Source organism: Methylobacterium persicinum, from assembly GCF_022179525.1.
Classification (GTDB): domain Bacteria; phylum Pseudomonadota; class Alphaproteobacteria; order Rhizobiales; family Beijerinckiaceae; genus Methylobacterium; species Methylobacterium persicinum.
Map to the genome: position 1 here is coordinate 1 of NZ_BPQX01000020.1, position 16,681 is coordinate 16,681.

Annotated in this window: 6 protein-coding genes; all 6 read left to right on the forward strand. The window is 65.9% G+C overall.

Going from position 1 to position 16,681, the window contains the following annotated elements; genetic code table 11:
- Positions 1 to 150: 150 nt before the first annotated feature.
- The 6 genes from MFF22_RS08355 (at position 151) to MFF22_RS08380 (ending at position 16,424) form a co-directional block, all read left to right on the forward strand.
- Positions 151 to 7,887 (forward strand): peroxidase family protein, encoded by a 7,737-nt coding sequence (locus MFF22_RS08355; protein ID WP_238248509.1) that lies wholly within the window; start codon positions 151 to 153, stop codon positions 7,885 to 7,887.
- Between the two features lie 56 nt (positions 7,888 to 7,943).
- Complete coding sequence (locus MFF22_RS08360) at positions 7,944 to 8,738, forward strand: hypothetical protein (protein ID WP_238248510.1); 795 nt, start codon at positions 7,944 to 7,946, stop codon at positions 8,736 to 8,738.
- A 223-nt stretch (positions 8,739 to 8,961) separates the two neighbouring features.
- Positions 8,962 to 12,735 (forward strand): CHASE domain-containing protein, encoded by a 3,774-nt coding sequence (locus MFF22_RS08365; RefSeq protein WP_238248511.1) that lies wholly within the window; start codon positions 8,962 to 8,964, stop codon positions 12,733 to 12,735.
- A 517-nt stretch (positions 12,736 to 13,252) separates the two neighbouring features.
- Positions 13,253 to 13,561, forward strand: coding sequence for a hypothetical protein (locus MFF22_RS08370; RefSeq protein WP_238248512.1), 309 nt, complete (start codon positions 13,253 to 13,255; stop codon positions 13,559 to 13,561).
- 545 nt (positions 13,562 to 14,106) lie between these two features.
- The gene (locus tag MFF22_RS08375; RefSeq protein ID WP_238248513.1) at positions 14,107 to 15,786 is read left to right on the forward strand and encodes a methyl-accepting chemotaxis protein; all 1,680 of its coding nucleotides are present in this window, start codon (positions 14,107 to 14,109) and stop codon (positions 15,784 to 15,786) included.
- A 44-nt stretch (positions 15,787 to 15,830) separates the two neighbouring features.
- Complete coding sequence (locus tag MFF22_RS08380) at positions 15,831 to 16,424, forward strand: PilZ domain-containing protein (protein WP_238248514.1); 594 nt, start codon at positions 15,831 to 15,833, stop codon at positions 16,422 to 16,424.
- Positions 16,425 to 16,681: the final 257 nt, after the last annotated feature.

Genomic DNA, 16,681 nt, shown 5'->3' on the forward strand with positions numbered 1-16,681 from the left:
CCGACGTCCATCCAGTCGGCCGTGGTCGGCGGTGCGACGCTCACCTTCACCGTCTTCACCCGCACCACGACGACCGATTCGTACACGGACACGCGGACCGACAACCATCACCTCCTGGTCAACCAGGACGAGACGGTCCACTCCTCAGTCGTGACGACCCAGAGCTTCGTGAACGGCACCGCGTCAGGCACCCCCATCCAAGTCGGGAAGACGGTCACAACCGAGGTCAAGTCGCTGTCCGGCGGCGAGCTCGACCCGAAATACCATCCCCAGTTCACGGCCTCGATGGATCCGACGTCGCCGAACTTCGACCCGGCGCACTACATTCCAAACCTCGCCGACCGCACCAACTTGGCGAACGACACCAACTATGCCGTGACCTTCACGACCGACCCCACGACGAAGGCCGTGACGACGCACGAACAGAGCGTCATCGACTACACGCCCCGCATGATCACCCAGACGGTGACGCAGGGTGGCACGCCGGTCGAGTACCTGAAGGTCGCCGACCCGACGGCCATCACACACGACCCCCTTGACGCGACCTCATCGGGCGGCTTCGCCTACACTTACGAAGCGGGAACCGGCGTGGTCCTGCTGCGCGACGGCCTGAACCACAACGTCTATTGGAACTCGAAGGAATACGCGCCCGACCTCGTCAAACTCGTCGAGGCCGACATCACCGCGGGCCATCACTCCGTCGACTACTATCGCACCCTGGCGGCCGGGACCGTCGTCGGGCAGGATGCGCATGGCCACAACGTCCTGTGGAACGCCGACGCCTACAGCTACTCCAAGCCGATTTACGACAACCACATCGACACGAGCGCGCTGATCGAGGGCACGGCCATCGTGGACACTTCGGTGGCGCTGCTGCCCGGCCAAGCGGACGGCACGGGCGGGGTGACCTCCCAGGGCGACGCCAACCTGTATTCGGGCGCGGGCTACGGCACGCTCTCGATGACGGGTCAGCACGATAAGCAGAATACGGATGCCAACAGCGCCACCGGATTCGGCAACCACGAATACTTCTACGGCAACATCGCTTCGATCGCTGGCAACGCCCCGAATAACGGCTGGTTCGTGCTGTTCGGCCAGTTCTTCGATCACGGACTCGATTTCATCGGCAAATCCTCAAGCTACCAGATCGTCATCCCCCTGGCGGTCGACGACCCGCTCTATGGGGTGATCGGACCGGACGGGCAGCCGACCACCTCCATCACCATCAACCGCGCCATCGTCGAAGGGCCGGTTCAGGAGGTTGATCCGAAAACGGGTCAGGGCATGGTGGATGCCCAGGGCAACCCGGTTTATGTGCCGGGCTACCAGAACCACGACAGTCCCTACATCGACCAGAGCCAAACCTATGGCTCGCAACTCGATACGGACAACATCCTGCGCAAGTGGGTCAAGGACCCGAATAGCGGGGCCTGGCATCCGGGCGATACGCTCGTGGATGGCCACACCGTTGCGCCCTACGAGAACGCCTTCGGCAACATCACGACCGCGACCCTCCCAACCCTCGACGAGCTGCGCAAAGAGATCCAAAGCAACGGCGGCAGCGCCGTCGGCGGTCCCCGGGCCGACCTCAGCTGGGAAGACGTCATCCAGGGCCTGCGCGAGCGTAACCCGGACGGATCGATCAAGCTGGTTAACGGCCAGCCGGTCCAGCTCTCGGAGCCGCTGCTCCTCGACAACAATCCGCATTTCGATCGCGCGCACATCAGCCAGGGGGCCCTCGACGCCATCAATGCCGCGCTCCACGCCCAGGGGCTCGACCCATATGCCCTCAGTTTCGATTCGACCGGGGCTCTGAGGAGCGTGACGGGGGTCGGGGTCGGCGCGCTCGCGCCGTTCCTCAACTTCTCGGATTTCACGATTCAGGCGAACCTGTTCGGCGATCCGGGCCAGGCCGCCATCGGCGATCCGTCGACCGCGCTCCACGCCGCCATCGGCGAGCTGATGATGGAGTCCGTCGGCGACCACTACATCGCCGGCGACGGCCGTGCGAACGAGAACATGGGCCTCACTGCCGTCCACCATGTGTTCCACGAGGAGCACGAGTATCAGGTCCAGAACATCGAGACCTACATGCTCGGCATAGACGCCGAGAACCTCACCGGCAGCGATGCCGGCCACCCTCACGCGACGGTTCATGACTGGCAGGTGGCGGTCGACGCCAAGGCGGCAGTTACCAACGCCTTCGTCGGGCTCCAAGCGGATGCGACGGCGTCCTCCGGTCAGATCTACGTCGTCAAGACCGCCGCCGACCATGCCAATCCGACCACGGTCCTGGCCCGTGACGCCAACGGCAACCTCTACGCGACCTCCGGGGCCAACCCGGGTGGCAACGGCGCAGTCGCTTTCGCGAACTTCGCCACGACCCAAGACGGGCGGATGATCGCCGCCGACGAGGGCCTCGTCGCACGCGACGAGAATGGCGACTTCTACGTCACCAGCGCCACCCACCCGCTCGACGGCGCCAACGGTAAGTTCGCCGGCTTCGTCCTGAACGAGTTCGGAAACCCGATCACCGCCGACGGCAGCTACACCGACGCGAACGGCTACCTGTCCTGGGACCAGGACAAGATGTTCAACGCCGCCAAGCTGACGGTGGAGATGGAATACCAGCATATGGCGGTCGACCAGTACGCCCGTGCGGTCTCTCCCAACATCCAAGAGTTCGCTGGCTACGCCTCGGACAAGAACGCCGACATCTCCCTGGAATTCGGTCAAGCGGCCTTCCGCTTCGGCCACTCGACGCTCCGGGAGACCATCGACACGATGGACCCAACCGGCGGCATCACCGGCAAGATCATGAGCTACGCTCTGGAGCAGGCGTTCCTCGATCCGGCGCTCTTCGCCAAGATCGGGCCCGGCGCCATCGCGCTCGGAATGGAGCGCCAGCTCATGAACGAGGTGGACAACAGCATCACACCCTCGCTCAACGAGGGCCTGCTCGGCCAGCCCCTCGACCTCGGCGCGATCAACATCGCCCGCGGCCGCGACGTCGGCATGCCGACGCTGAATGAGGCCAAGACCGCGCTCGGTCTCAAGGCCTATGCCGACTGGGCCGACTTCGGCCTGCAGATGGTCCACCCCGAGCAACTCGTGAACTTCGTCGCCGCCTATTCCTTCGATGGCGACATGACCAAGGCTCAGACCATCCTCGACCTCTATCACGGCGTGAAGTTCACAGACCTTTCGGCCGACGAGCAGGCCTATGCCTCGACGCTGGGGACGACCTATGCGGCGCAGTCGGCCTATGCCAGCCAGTTCATGAACGGCGGCGACAAGGGAATCGACAAGGTCGACCTCTGGATCGGCGGCCTCGCCGAGACCCACGTCGCGGGCGGCGTGCTCGGCGAGACCTTCGACACGATCTTCGTGACGCAGATCGAGAACCTGATGGATGGCGACCGCTTCTACTACCTACAGCGGCTCGTGAACCAGCAGTTCGGCAACGAGATTCAGAACGAGCAGTTCAAGGATCTCGTCGAGCGCAACACCGGCGTGACGAACCTCAACGGCAACATCTTCGCCTACGCTGACCAGTATTACGATGAGGGCCGGGCGGCGAAGGTCGCCACTGCCGACCTCACCGACCCGACCAAGCTCGGCGACCTCTACCAGGGGAATAAAGAGGACGGCTCCTGGCACCAAGTGTTCGCGGTGGATGCGTCCGGCCATTCCGGCCAGTGGCTCGACGCCAGCGGCAATGCCACGGGCACCATCCCTACGGGGGCGATCTACGACCTGTGGGGCCAGGAGGTGACCGACCTCTACGCGGCCGACGGCCACAAGGTGTTCGACCGGGCCACCATGACCTGGACGGACCACGGCTTCGACCCAACGACGGGCGCGGTGGCGGCGGACAAGGTGCTCTACGTCGATCAGGCCACGGACGTGTCAACCGGCATCTCGCCGGGCGCGTCGAGCGCGAACTTCCTGCTGACGGAGCTCGGTGCCGACCAGCACAAGTACGGTCAGGAGGTCGACGCCCATGCTGGCGACGCCAACACCTTCGGTTCGGGCGTGGCGAAGGATGGTGTCAACGAGGCCGGCGTCACCATCATCGATGAATCGCACAATGTCGGCATCGGCATCTGGTCGACGGGCGGGGCCTCGACGCAGGCCAACGGCACCATCTCGGAACACGTCTTCACGCTGCCCCTGAACGACGGCCTGACCGCGCCTGATGGCTCCGTGCCGCCGCTCTTGACGGCCCTGAACGCGATCGGCGCGATTGATCCCTCGGTCCTGGCGAGCGACCACATCACGGTGGACGAGAACTACATCCTCGACATCCGCCCCGACGGCACCACCGTCAACAAGGACGGCAGCCTCGACGTGGGCGCCGATTCGGCTGAGGTGCTCGTGGGCACCCAATACAACGACTACATCGAGATGGGCATCGGTGACGACACCGCCTATGGCGGTGCCGGAAACGACATCATCTTCGGCGGCAAGTCGAATGCCGGGCACAACACCCTCTACGGCGGCGACGGCAACGACATCCTCGTCGGCGGCGACGCCCCCGACCTGATCGACGGCGGCAAGGGCGACGACTGGATCTGGGGCGCCTCCTCGGGTTCCAGCGTCAACGGCCTCGACCAGCTCATCGGAGGCGACGGCAACGACCACATCTTCGGCGGCATCGGCATTGACAAGATCTTCGGCGGCGCCGGCGACGACTTCATCTACGGCGGCCAGGACACCGACCCGACCGTGTTCGGCGGCGACGGCAACGACTACATGAACGGCGGCTCCGGCGTCGACGTGATGAACGGCGACGGCGGCGACGACATCATGGATGGCGGCCCCGGCGTCGACCAGCTCTTCGGCGGCTCCGGCGACGACATCCTGCGCCCCGGACCCGGCGTCACCTCGGTCGGCGGGAACGGCGGCGGCGCCGACGTGCTGATCGGCGGCGATTCGGCAACCGGGCCGAACGGGCAATCCACCGACGACGGCTTCGACTTGGCCGACTACAGCCAGCAGACGATCAACGTCGGCATCGTCGGCGACCTCGCCAATCAGGCACTGGTGTCGCAACTGCCCCAGGACAAGACGCCCCTCCCGGCCAACGTCCCGACCGCGACCGCGACCGGGGACGTCTGGTTCGAGATGGAGGGGGTCATCGGCAGCAAGAACGCCGACGTCCTGCGGGGCGACAGCCCCGGCGACTCGGGAGCCCAGGTCAGCCACGGCGACAACTGGCTCATCGGCGGCTCCGGCGACGACGTGCTCCAGGGGCGCGGCGGCAACGACGTCATTGTCGGCGGCTCGGTGCGCCTCGACACCCTGATCGGCACCTATGTCGATCCGAACGGGCAGGCGGACCCCTATACGAGCTACGTGGACGGGGCGAGCCATCGGGTCTCGGCGGATGCGGTGCTGAAGGGCGGCCTCCTGGCGGCGGCCAGCACCGGCGGCATCACCTTCGCGGCGCACTTCACGGATCTCCTGAAGTCAGGCGCCTACAAGGACTACGTCCTCGGCGACGGCGCCCCGAACGGCGGAAACGATACCGCCCTCTACACGGGCAGCCTGGCGAAATACACGCTGGTCGCCATTGACGCCAACGGCCAGACGATCGCCAACCCCCATGCCAACTGGGGCAGCGTCGCGGCGTTTAAGATCACCGACACCCGCACGGCGGCGGACTTCGTCGACGCCAACGGCAACCCCCTGCTCGACGCAACGGGGACCCCGATGGTCAACGAGGGCACCGACCTCCTCATCGGCATCCAGAACCTCGCCTTCGCCGACCAGACGATCAACATTCAGGCCTATTTTGACAAGGCGCCGACGCTGGATCTGAACTACGTGCCGGGATCGGTGACGGTCGCGAGCGACAATTTCACCGCGACCGGGCTTTTCAGCAATCCCTACGCCCGCGGGACCGGCTGGGCCGGGAACTGGATTGAAACCGGCGACACGGCCAGCTTCAACCCCTCCGGAACCGGCCAGATCCAGGTGGACAACACCGGAGCGGGCGCGAACAATCCGGACCTGCATTTCGTGGGGGCGACCAACCCGCACGCGGACACGATCTCCCGCGCCGCCGATCTCAGCACCGTGACCTCGGCCAGCCTGAGCTTCTCTGTCCGCGAGACGGGTCTGACCGCCGGCGACAGCGTCAAGGTCTACCTCATCGGAAGCGGAGCAGCCCCGACAGCGAGCGACACGCCGCTCTACACCATCACGTCCGCCACGGGGACCACGGCCCAAACCATCACCGCCACGATCGACCCATCGATGCTGACCGCGAGCGCCAAGCTGTATTTCGTCAGCACCGCGCTGGGTAGCGGACGTAACGTCTACGTCGACAACATCGCGATCAACTCCATCGCCGACACGGCCGCCGGCAACAACTACGCCACGACCTACGTCGAGCGAGCCAGCGGCGTCGCCATCGCCGGGAGCCCGCTCATCACGGACCCCGACGACACGAATGTCGCATCGGCGAAGATCGTTCTCCGGGACGGCCTCGCAGGCGACCAGCTGAACCTCGGTGCGCTCACCGGCGGCATCACGGCCTCCAAGGTCAGCGCGACCGAGATCGACCTGGCGGGGTCGGCCTCCAAGGCGGCCTACCAAGCGGCCATCGCGGCGATCACCTTCTCGAACCCGACCAACCACAATCCTAGCGCCGCGGACCGGCATATCGACGTCACGGTCAACGATGGCCTCAAGGACAGCAACCTGGCCACCACCACGGTCCACTTCACCCCGGTGAACGATGCACCGGTGGCCGGGGCGGACACGATCGTCACCAATCTCGGCCTCAACCGGAGCTTCGCGGTCGCGGATTGGGTACTGCTGGCCAACGACACCGACGCGGACAGTACCGTGCTGACCATCACCAACGTGGCGGCGTCGAATCCTGCGACCGCGACCGTCACGCACGCGAATACGACACTATCTTCAACGGTCACCGACACCGGCGTACTCGGGGGCAGCTTCACCTACACCGTGAACGACAGCTCCAAAACTGCGACGGCGACGGCGACGGGTGCGGTGACGCTCAGCAACACGACGTCCACCACCTTCACCGGGACCGGCACGAATAACGACTTCGTGCTGGCGGCCGACACCGCCGCCCACACCATCAACGGATCTGCCACCGGCACCAACACCGTCGATTACTCCGCCTACACGACCGCGCTGAGCGTCGACTTCTCCCAAACCTCCGTCCACGTCACGAAGACGGGCACCACCAACTTCGACACGCTGACGAACGTCCAGAACTTCATCGGCGGGTCGGGCAACGACACCGTTGTGGCGGCGACCGATACCGCGACCCACCGCTACGACGGCGGCGCGGGAACCGACACGATCGACTTCTCCCACCTCACGGGGCCCGTCACTGTAGACCTGCGCAACACGGGCACCACAAGCCAAGGCGGGACCGCGACGATCACGATCCAGAACTTCGAGAAGGTTGTCGGTGGTGCGGGCGCCGACACCGTGACCGTCGGCACCGCAGCGACGACCTTCACAGGCAATGGCGGGGCGGACACCCTCTTCTTCACCTCGTTGAATGCGACGACCAACGCAAATCGCACCACATTCACCGACTTCACGGCGGGGACGGATAAAATCAGCCTCGCCGCCATCGACGCGAACACGCAGGCGCCTAACACCCAGCACTTCACGTTCAACGACGCCACGGCGCTGTGGAACGGGCCGACCGTCACTTCCTCCAATGAGTTTGCGGCCGGCTCTGCCGGGCAGGCCCGCTACCACTACGAGACCGTCAACGGCGTTCTGCACACCGTCCTCGACCTCCACACCACCAACGCGTCCGGTGCGGCCGACCATCAGGTCGACCTCGGGGTCGGCCAGAAGGTCATCCACGCCTCCGACCTGGTCCTGGCCTGATCCCGGCAGCCGGCCCGCACTGCCGCGGGCCGGTCCTCTCTTTTCGGAGACCGACGATGGGCCTCAGCCTGTCCCTCGCCCCCTTCGCCGCGCGCCTCGCCCCCCTGGTCGGGCGCGCGGCCCCGTCCCGGTCGGCCCAGGTCGGCTGGCTCGTCGATACCGAAAGGGCCGGCTTCATCTGGGACGCCCCGCAGCGGCTGCGGACCGCCGCGGGAGGTCCCCGGCATGCCAAATCGGTGACCGCCTGCCCGGCGGTGGTGGACCACGAGGCCCGGCACTTCGTCGTGCCGTGCCCCATCAGCGCCCGCCTGCGCATCGCCGTTGATCCGAAGACCGGGGAGGTCAACCTCGCCAATGCGGACGGCGATCGCGCTAGCATCCGCACCCGGGCGCTGGGCGAGATGGTCAAGCGGGTCAACGCCCGAGAGTGGCGCCATCCCCGCTGCCCGATCATCCAGTTCGTGACGCCGTACGTCTTCGTCTCGGACGATCCGGTCCACATGAGCCAGTTCCCGCCTTTCGCCCACCGGCGCGAGCCGGACTGGCCGGGGCTCGTCATCGGAGGCCGGTTCCCCATCGACGTCTGGCCCCGCCACCTGATGTGGGCCTTCGAGTGGCACGACCTCGACCGGGAACTCGTCCTCACGCGGGGCGAGCCGTGGTTCTATGTCGGGTTCGAGACCCCAGACCCCCGGCGGCACGTCAGGCTTGTCGAGGCGGAGCGGACCGCCGAGCTCGCCCGGTACATGGAGGGGACGCGGGCGGTGGCGAACTACGTCGCGGGCACCTTTTCGCTCTTCGCGACCGCCCGGTCCCGCCGTCCCCGCCGGCTCCTGACCCCAAAAATATGAAGCAGAATTTAGTGAAGATCGGCCTACAGGCGAGCTAATAATTCGCTCTGAATGAAGACAAAATGTGCCAAAGCACGACGTACACGGCTCGTAATATTCGGATTCGGAACTGGCAAAGCCCAGACGACAAGAAACGTGAGTGGTTCTCGTGAGGAAGGCGATGCAGCCCCAGCCTTGCATCGAGCCAAGGGACGGACGAGCCGGATATGGATGGGCACGGCACGTGCCTCTCGCGCCGGTGGCCGCCCTGGCCGTCGGCCTCGTCCTCGCACTTGCTGCGGCGCGGTTGGTGGAGGACGGGAACGACCGGATCGCGGCCTCACGGCTCGCGCAGACGTCCGCCCACGTCATGGCTCAAGTCGTGGGACGGATGGCCGTCTACGAGAAGGCCCTGAGGGGACTTCGCGGCAGCGTCGCGGCCGTCGGTCCCGACGTCATCACCAGCGCGGAGTTCGACCGCTACGCCGAGACGTGGGACATCGACGTCGAGTTTGCTGGGATGAGGGGCTACGGCTTCATCCGCCGGGTGGCCCGGACGGATGTCGCGGCGATCGTCGGGAGGAGGCGGACGGAGGGCGATCCGGATTTCGCCTTGCGCCAGCTGTCTCCGCAGGACGGCGAGCGCTACGTGATCGAGTTCGTCGCGCCTGCCGGGCGCAACGCCGAGGCCCTTGGCGTCGACGTGGCATCCGAGGAGCACCGCCGCGTCGCGGCAGATCGCGCCATGGAAACGGGCCGGGCAACCCTGACGGCGCCGGTCACGCTCGTCCAGGCCAGTGGGCTGAAGGGCCGGGGTTTCTTGCTGTTCCTGCCGGTCTTCCGGCCCGGCGCCCCCACCGGCACTGTGGAGGCCCGGAGGGCGGCAACGGTCGGCTGGGCCTACGGCGCGCTCGTGATCGACGAGATCCTCGCCGGCGCGCCCCTGGATGATGAGGAGGTCTCGGTCTCGATCCGGGACAAGGCAGCCGGAAGCATGGCGTTCATCGGGACGGACGGCGCCGTGGACGGCCTTCCGTCGCTGTCCGACGCCAGGACGCTCTCGGTCTTCGGGCGCGAATGGGAGATCGTCACGCGGGCCAAGCCCGGCTTCGTCGCCAACCTAGGACTGCCCCGGCCGGCGAACGTCGCGTTCGTCGCCTTCGTCCTGACCGGCCTCGTCGCATCACTCCTTTCGGTCCGGGCGTCGGCGGGCCGCCTCAAGCGGAAGGCGGCGGCCGAGCACCGTCGGGTGGCCGCCCTCGTGGCTAGCGCTCAGGACGCCATCGTCGGCAAGACCCTTGACGGAGTCGTCACCGACTTCAACCCGGCGGCGGAACGCCTGTTCGGCATTCCGGCGTCGGCGGCGCTGGGGCGGAGGGCCGCCGAACTGATGATCCCGGAGCATCGCTGGGCCGAGGAGCGATGGTGCTTGGCGCGGGCAGCGTTGGGGGAGCCGACGCCGCCCAATGCGTCCTGGCGGAGGAGAGCGGATGGGAGCGAATTCCCCGTGCAGGTGAGTGTCGCCCCCATCCGCTCCGAGGGGGGACGCGTGACCGGGGTCGCGACGGTGATCCGGGATGCCACCGACCAGGTGGCCGTCGAAGAGCGGATCCGGGCCCTTAACGCCACGCTCGAAGGTCAGGTGGCCGAGCGGACCGCAGCCCTCCAGGCGAGCTCCGCCCTGCAACGCGCCGTGGTCGCCAACGCCGGCTACTCCGTGATCGCGACGGACCTCGACGGGACCGTCACGCTGTTCAACCCGGCCGCCGAGCATCTGCTCGGCTACACGGCTTCGGAGGTCGTCGGCAGGATGTCGCTGGCGACGTTCCACGACCCCGACGAGGTCGCCCGCCGCGCCGAGGCGCTATCGGTGGAGATCGGGCGGCCGGTCGAGCCCGGGATCGAGGTTTTCTGCACGCGGCCGAGGCAGGGGCGGCCGGAAACTGGGGAATGGACCTACATCACGAAGGGCGGCGAGCGGCTGCCGGTGCTGCTCAGCCTCGGCCTGTTGCGCCGCGACGACGGACAGGATCTCGGGTATCTCGGCATTGCCACCGACCTCAGTGAGCGCTACCGGCACCAGGCCGAGATGCGCGCGGCCGAAGCGGGCACCTGGAGCTACGCGGTGACGACGGGCCGCGTGCTGCTCTCGGCCGAGTGCGCCCGGCAGCACGGCTTGCCGGACCGGGAGGTCGAGATCGACCTCAAGCGCGACTGGCGCCCGCTCGCCCACCCCGACGACGTGCCCCACGTCTTGGACGGCCTCGCGCAAGCGATCGCGCAGGGCGGGAGCTACACGACCGAGTTCCGGGTGCCGCGGCCGGACGGCGGTATCCGCTGGATCAACGCCCGCGGCCGGGTCGAGACCGACGCCGCCGGCCGGAAAGTTCGCGTCATCGGGCTGACCCTCGACACCACCGCGCGCAAGGAGGCCGAGATCGCCCTCTCGGAGGCCAAGGCCGAGGCCGAGCGGGCGAACCGAGCCAAGACGGACTTCCTGGCCGCAATGAGCCATGAGATCCGCACCCCGCTCAACGCCGTCATCGGCTTCACCGACCTGATGCTCTCTTCGGGACGGCTCGACCCGGACACACGGCGGCAGGCGAACCTCGTGCGCTCCTCGGGTGCCGCCCTGCTCACGGTCGTCAACGACATCCTCGCCTTTTCGCAAGTCGAGGCGGGGGCGGTCGAGCTAGTGGAGCGGCCCTTCGGCCTGCACATGCTCCTCGACAACTGCGTCGCCATCGTGCGGGGATCAGCCGAGGCGAAGGGGCTCGACCTGCGCATGCAGATCGATCCCGCACTTCCGAGATGGATCCTGGGCGACGAAAGCCGCCTGCGGCAGGTCCTCCTGAACCTTCTTAACAACGCGGTGAAGTTCACGGCAGCGGGTTCGGTCACGCTCGACATCGCGCCGGTGAACTGCCCCTCGGGAGCCGACCTCAGGGTGCAGGTCATCGATACGGGCATCGGCATCGCGGCGGACAAGCTCGACCGGCTGTTCCGGCGTTTCAGCCAGGTCGACGGCTCGATCCAGCGGGAATACGGCGGTACGGGGCTGGGCCTCGCCATCTGCCGCCATCTCGTCGGCCTGATGGGCGGCACGATCCAGGTTTCATCCGAAGCCGGCGCCGGGTCGACCTTCACGGTCGCTCTCCCGCTGCGTCCGACTGTCCCCGACGAGGACGGTCGGGAGGCCCCTTTGCCCCGGGTTACCCGTCACGCACACATCCTCCTCGTGGACGACTTCGCCGTGAACAGGGAACTCGCCAAGGCCGTGCTGGCCGTCGCGGGGCACTCGGTCGAGATCGCGGTCGATGGCGAATCCGCCGTGAGAGCGGTGGAGCAGGGGAGTTTCGACCTCGTCCTGATGGACGTCCAGATGCCAGGCATGGACGGGATGGAGGCCACGCGTCTCATCCGGGCTCTCCCAGGCCCGGTGGCGCATGTTCCCGTGCTCGCCATGACGGCGAACGTCCTGCCTGAGCAGGTCGCTGCCTACCGCGCCGCCGGCATGGATGGCCACGTGGGCAAACCGTTTGCGCACGACGATCTCCTGGAGACCGTCGCCGGCCTGCTCCCGGACGACCAAAGCGCTGGGGGCTGGCGTGATGGCGATCTCGACGAGGCCGTCTACGGCGCCACCGTCAGGACCATTTCGCCGTCCTGCATGCTCAAGATTCTGGACATATTCGCCCGGGAGTTGATGACCAGCCTGGATGGCGATCCCGCCGACGACCACACGCGTCTGAAGCAGCGACACAACGCCCACAAGCTCTGCGCGTCTTCGGCCATGATCGGGTTCACCGCCCTGTCGGTCGCCTGCCGCGAGGTCGAAGCCTGCGATGATCGGAGCATCGACGCCGATGGCGGCAGAATCTACGCGGCCAAGCTCGGGCGGGCGCGGGTTTCAGCAGCACGCGCACTGAGGACCGTCGAGCGTTTGAGGTCTGAGATCGCCGCGGACGCCGAAGCCACGGCGGCGGATTGGCCCACGCCATCTCCCACCGTTCACTGACGGCCGACGCGCCTTCGGGCAATGTCGGGCAGGCCCATGCCAGATCTGTGGCCCGTCCCACCGCCCCGAGGGGCCGCGCGCCGGCCGCCCGCGTCACCTGTGCGGAGCTGGAGGGATGTCTACTTCGAAGACGCAGTTGGAGGCTGCCACATGACCGATAAGGGCGGATTGCCGCCTGGCTCGTTTGGCCCCGAGCTTCAAGCGAGCGTTTCAGGCCGACCCCACTTTCGTGGCCGGATCGTGCGCAGGGTGTCCCATCGTCGGTCACCTCGCCGGCTCATGCCGACAAGGCTGCGAGACAGACGGGTGCCGGCGGGGGGCCACCCCCTGTGAAAGCCCCGGCCACTGGCTCGAACATCACGACGCAAGGCGAGGCCGCGCAGCGCGCAAACGCCAGCGCCTACGGCGCGCAGCAGGCAGACGCCCTCGGCACCCTGCGCTCATTCTCGGACCTGATCGGAACGGACACGCGAGCCCAGGCAAGGGCGCCGGGCAAATCGGGCAGGTCGGCAACTTCATGCGGGGCTCGGCCTCGGTCCTGCCGTTTGAACTGAACGCGGCCAGCCACGTGGGTGACACGATGAAGACGCTTGGCGGTCTCGCCCAGGGGTGGGGCAAGGTCGGCGTGTCGGCCGGGCTGAGCGGCGTGGGAAAGGCCGCGGATACAGGGCTACCGTCGCTTCCGACATTCGCCGGGTTTGGGAGCCCGACAATCGAAGGCGTCGCCGCGGCACAGCCGACGCAGCCGCTCTCGCTCGCCAGTGCCTTCGGCGTCCTGCCGTTGTTTGCCCGAAGTAGCGCGAGCAACCCCTACCGGACGTTCTGATACTGCATGCCGACGCTCGGTGGCGCCCGCATTGGGTCTTTCCGGCGTTCAGCGGCAGCTCACAACGTCAGAAATTCAGCTTTGCAAGTGTTTTCTTCTGAGAAGAAGGCGGGGGTAAGCAAACGACACTGCTTCATCCGCTTGTGACTTATGCCAGCCGTACAGACCGCTATCGACCCACCTCGAAAGCTAGGTGCGCGAAAAATCAAATTTTGGGACGGGCGCGACAGTTCTTGGACAAGCAAATTTGCTCGATTTTTGAGAATTTTCAGTCGACTTAAAACCCAAAACGAGCGGTCTAGTACGTAAGTACCAATCAGAGGCGCTACGTACCAGTAGACAATAAGGGAACTGAAGGCGGATTAAACCGAATTTATGTTTGAATGACAGGAAAAATTTTCGTGATCTTGGCAAGATTTGTCGAAAAGTGACGAAATTCATGTCAAAATTTAGTTAAATGAGAGATAAGCGACAAAGATAAATTACGATGAATTAAGTGTGCAAACCTAGTTTTGGCGCGATCCTATAGCAGAAAAGGAAGCGTCATGCGGTTCAGCATCGGGCTGAAGATCCAATCACTCGTCTTGATTTCCCTTCTCGGCATGGTCGCGACCGCCGGCGTTGCGGCCTTCGGACTGCACACGGCCATCACGGAAGCGCGTGCTCTGAAGACCCGAGACCTGGTCCAGACCGCACACAGCATCCTCAGGCATTTCGAGGAGGATGAGCGCGCGGGGCGGATGGACCGTGCACAGGCTCAGGCGCAGGCCGTCGCAACGGTCCGTAGCCTGCGTTACGCCGGCAACGAGTATTTCTTCATCATCGATAGCCAACCGCACATGATCGTCCATCCGTTGAAGCCAGAGCTCGACGGTAAGGACCTCGGCAAGACCGTCGATCCGACCGGCAAGGCCCTGTTCCGGGAGATGGCCGACGTCGCGACGGCGGCCGGCTCTGGCTACGTCCGCTACGAATGGCCGAAGCCCGGTGCCGACCAGCCGGTCGACAAGATCTCCTTCGTCCAGGCTTTCACACCGTGGGGGTGGATCATCGGATCGGGCGTCTACGCCGACGACACGCTCGCCCAGATGAAGCCGACCGTCATCGAACTGCTGATCGGGCTTCTGGTCGGCGGCCTCGTCATCGGTAGCCTCGCCTCCGTCATCGGTCGCGGCATCGCCCGTCCGACCGCAGCCCTCGCGGATGTGATGAGCGCCCTGGCAGCCGGAGACCTGAGCAAGCCGGTGCCAGAGACGCGGCGGCGCGACGAGATCGGCCGGATGATGGAGGCGACCCGGGTGTTCAAGGATGGGCTTGTGCGCTCGCTGGCCCTGGAAGAAGCGACGCGGGCGGCAGAGGTCGAGGCCGCCGCCGAACGACGCGCCGCCCTCCACGTTCTCGCTGAAACCTTCGAGCGCAATGTTGGAGAGGTTGTGGAACGCGTCGTGACCTCGTCGACCGAGTTGGAAGCTACGGCCGGCGCGATGAACGGCACCGCCGCCGAGACGGCGGCGCAGTCAGAAGCAGTTGCCTCTGCCGCTGAGGAGGCTGCCAGCAATGTCACGACGATCGCGGCCGCCACAGAGGAGCTGGGCGCGTCCGTACAGGAGATCGGTCGGCAAGCTCATGGCTCGGCGGATCTCGCCCGGGTCGCGGTCGCCGAAGCGGAAGGCACGGCGAAGCTCGTGCAGGCTCTCACGCAGACGTCGGCCCGGATCGGGGACATGGTCGAGATGATCTCGCGCATTGCTGCGCAGACGAACCTGCTGGCCCTCAACGCGACCATCGAGGCGGCCCGGGCCGGAGAGGCGGGACGCGGCTTCTCCGTGGTGGCATCTGAAGTGAAGGCTCTCGCGGGCCTCACCGTTCAGGCCGTCGAGAAGATCACGGCCGAGATCGCCATGATCCAGGACGTGACCGAACAGACGGTGACAGCCATCGGCAGCATCACCAACCGTGTTCACGAGATCAGCGCCACTGCAGCCTCCATCGCCGCAGCGGTCGAGGAGCAGGGAGCCGCCACCCAGGAGATCGTGCGCAACGTTGCCCAGGCCGCAGCCGGAACCGGGGAAGTGACCGCCAACATTGCGGGCGTCGCCGGAGCGGCGGAGTCGACGGGCGCGGTGTCGAGCGCGCTGCTCGCCTCGGCCTCCGAACTGTCGCGTCAATCTGGACGGCTGCGCAGTGAGGTTGGGGACTTCCTCGCGACCGTCCGCGCTGCCTGACATACGCGTCATGGGTGCCGCATATGTCTCCTCGCGCTACGACCTTGACCATTCCGGTCGCGCTGCCCGCGCTTTGCTGGCGGGAGCTGCGCGACGAATTCGACGCCGTCACCCAGGAACTCGCCCGGGACGGCATCCAGTTCAAGTCCAGGACCATCCCCGCCCTCTTCGAACACATCGTGTGCGATATCGGCGGGGTGGGCCATCTGAACGGGCGTGTCATACGGGTTTCGCCGGCTGGCTTTTTCCTGAAGGTGCTCACGAAGGGTCGCCATATCCGCCACCTTGTGGGGAAGCTTGTCGCCATCGCCCGCGAGCAGAAGCCGAAGTCATACCCCTGGCGGGACGAGCGCATACAGGCGGAGAACATCAGCCTCAATCTGACGTTGCAGAGCGGGAGCCAAATCCCAGCAACTCTGATGAACGTGTCCGCCTCCGGTGCCGCGCTGCATGTCGCAGAGCCGCTTCAGGTCGGCGAACTCGTGATGATCGGCTCATCAGGGGCCCGGGTCGTGCGTATATTCGATGGCGGCGTTGGCGTTGTCTTTCTTCGCCGTTTGAATATGCCACAGATCGACACTTCGCTTGAGAGATCAGGAGCGCTTGCCTACAATAAAAGAAATATAACTTTGCTATAAATAAACCTCTATAACATTTACTCGTGACGCTCATGCGTCGCGATGATGTCTAATGTCCTGTTGGATCTGGCCTCTTCCGTTCCACCGAAACTCCCAAAGTCATGGCTAAACAGCATACCAACCAAACGACGACATCACGCCGCCGGACGCGAGAGCCGAGAAGGCCCAACGCCGCATTCCAGCTTCAAGACCGCGTCCGCTTGCGGGCGGCCGTCAAGAGCGAGGATGGAGGAATTGTCTATGCCGGCTGCGTCGGC

What these genes read in the sequence shown, in the direction of transcription:
- MFF22_RS08360 (WP_238248510.1), top strand. Translation starts at nt 7,944, where the DNA reads ATGGGCCTCAGCCTGTCCCTCGCCCCCTTCGCCGCGCGCCTCGCCCCC.
- MFF22_RS08375 (WP_238248513.1), top strand. Translation starts at nt 14,107, where the DNA reads ATGCGGTTCAGCATCGGGCTGAAGATCCAATCACTCGTCTTGATTTCC.
- MFF22_RS08370 (WP_238248512.1), top strand. Translation starts at nt 13,253, where the DNA reads ATGCGGGGCTCGGCCTCGGTCCTGCCGTTTGAACTGAACGCGGCCAGC.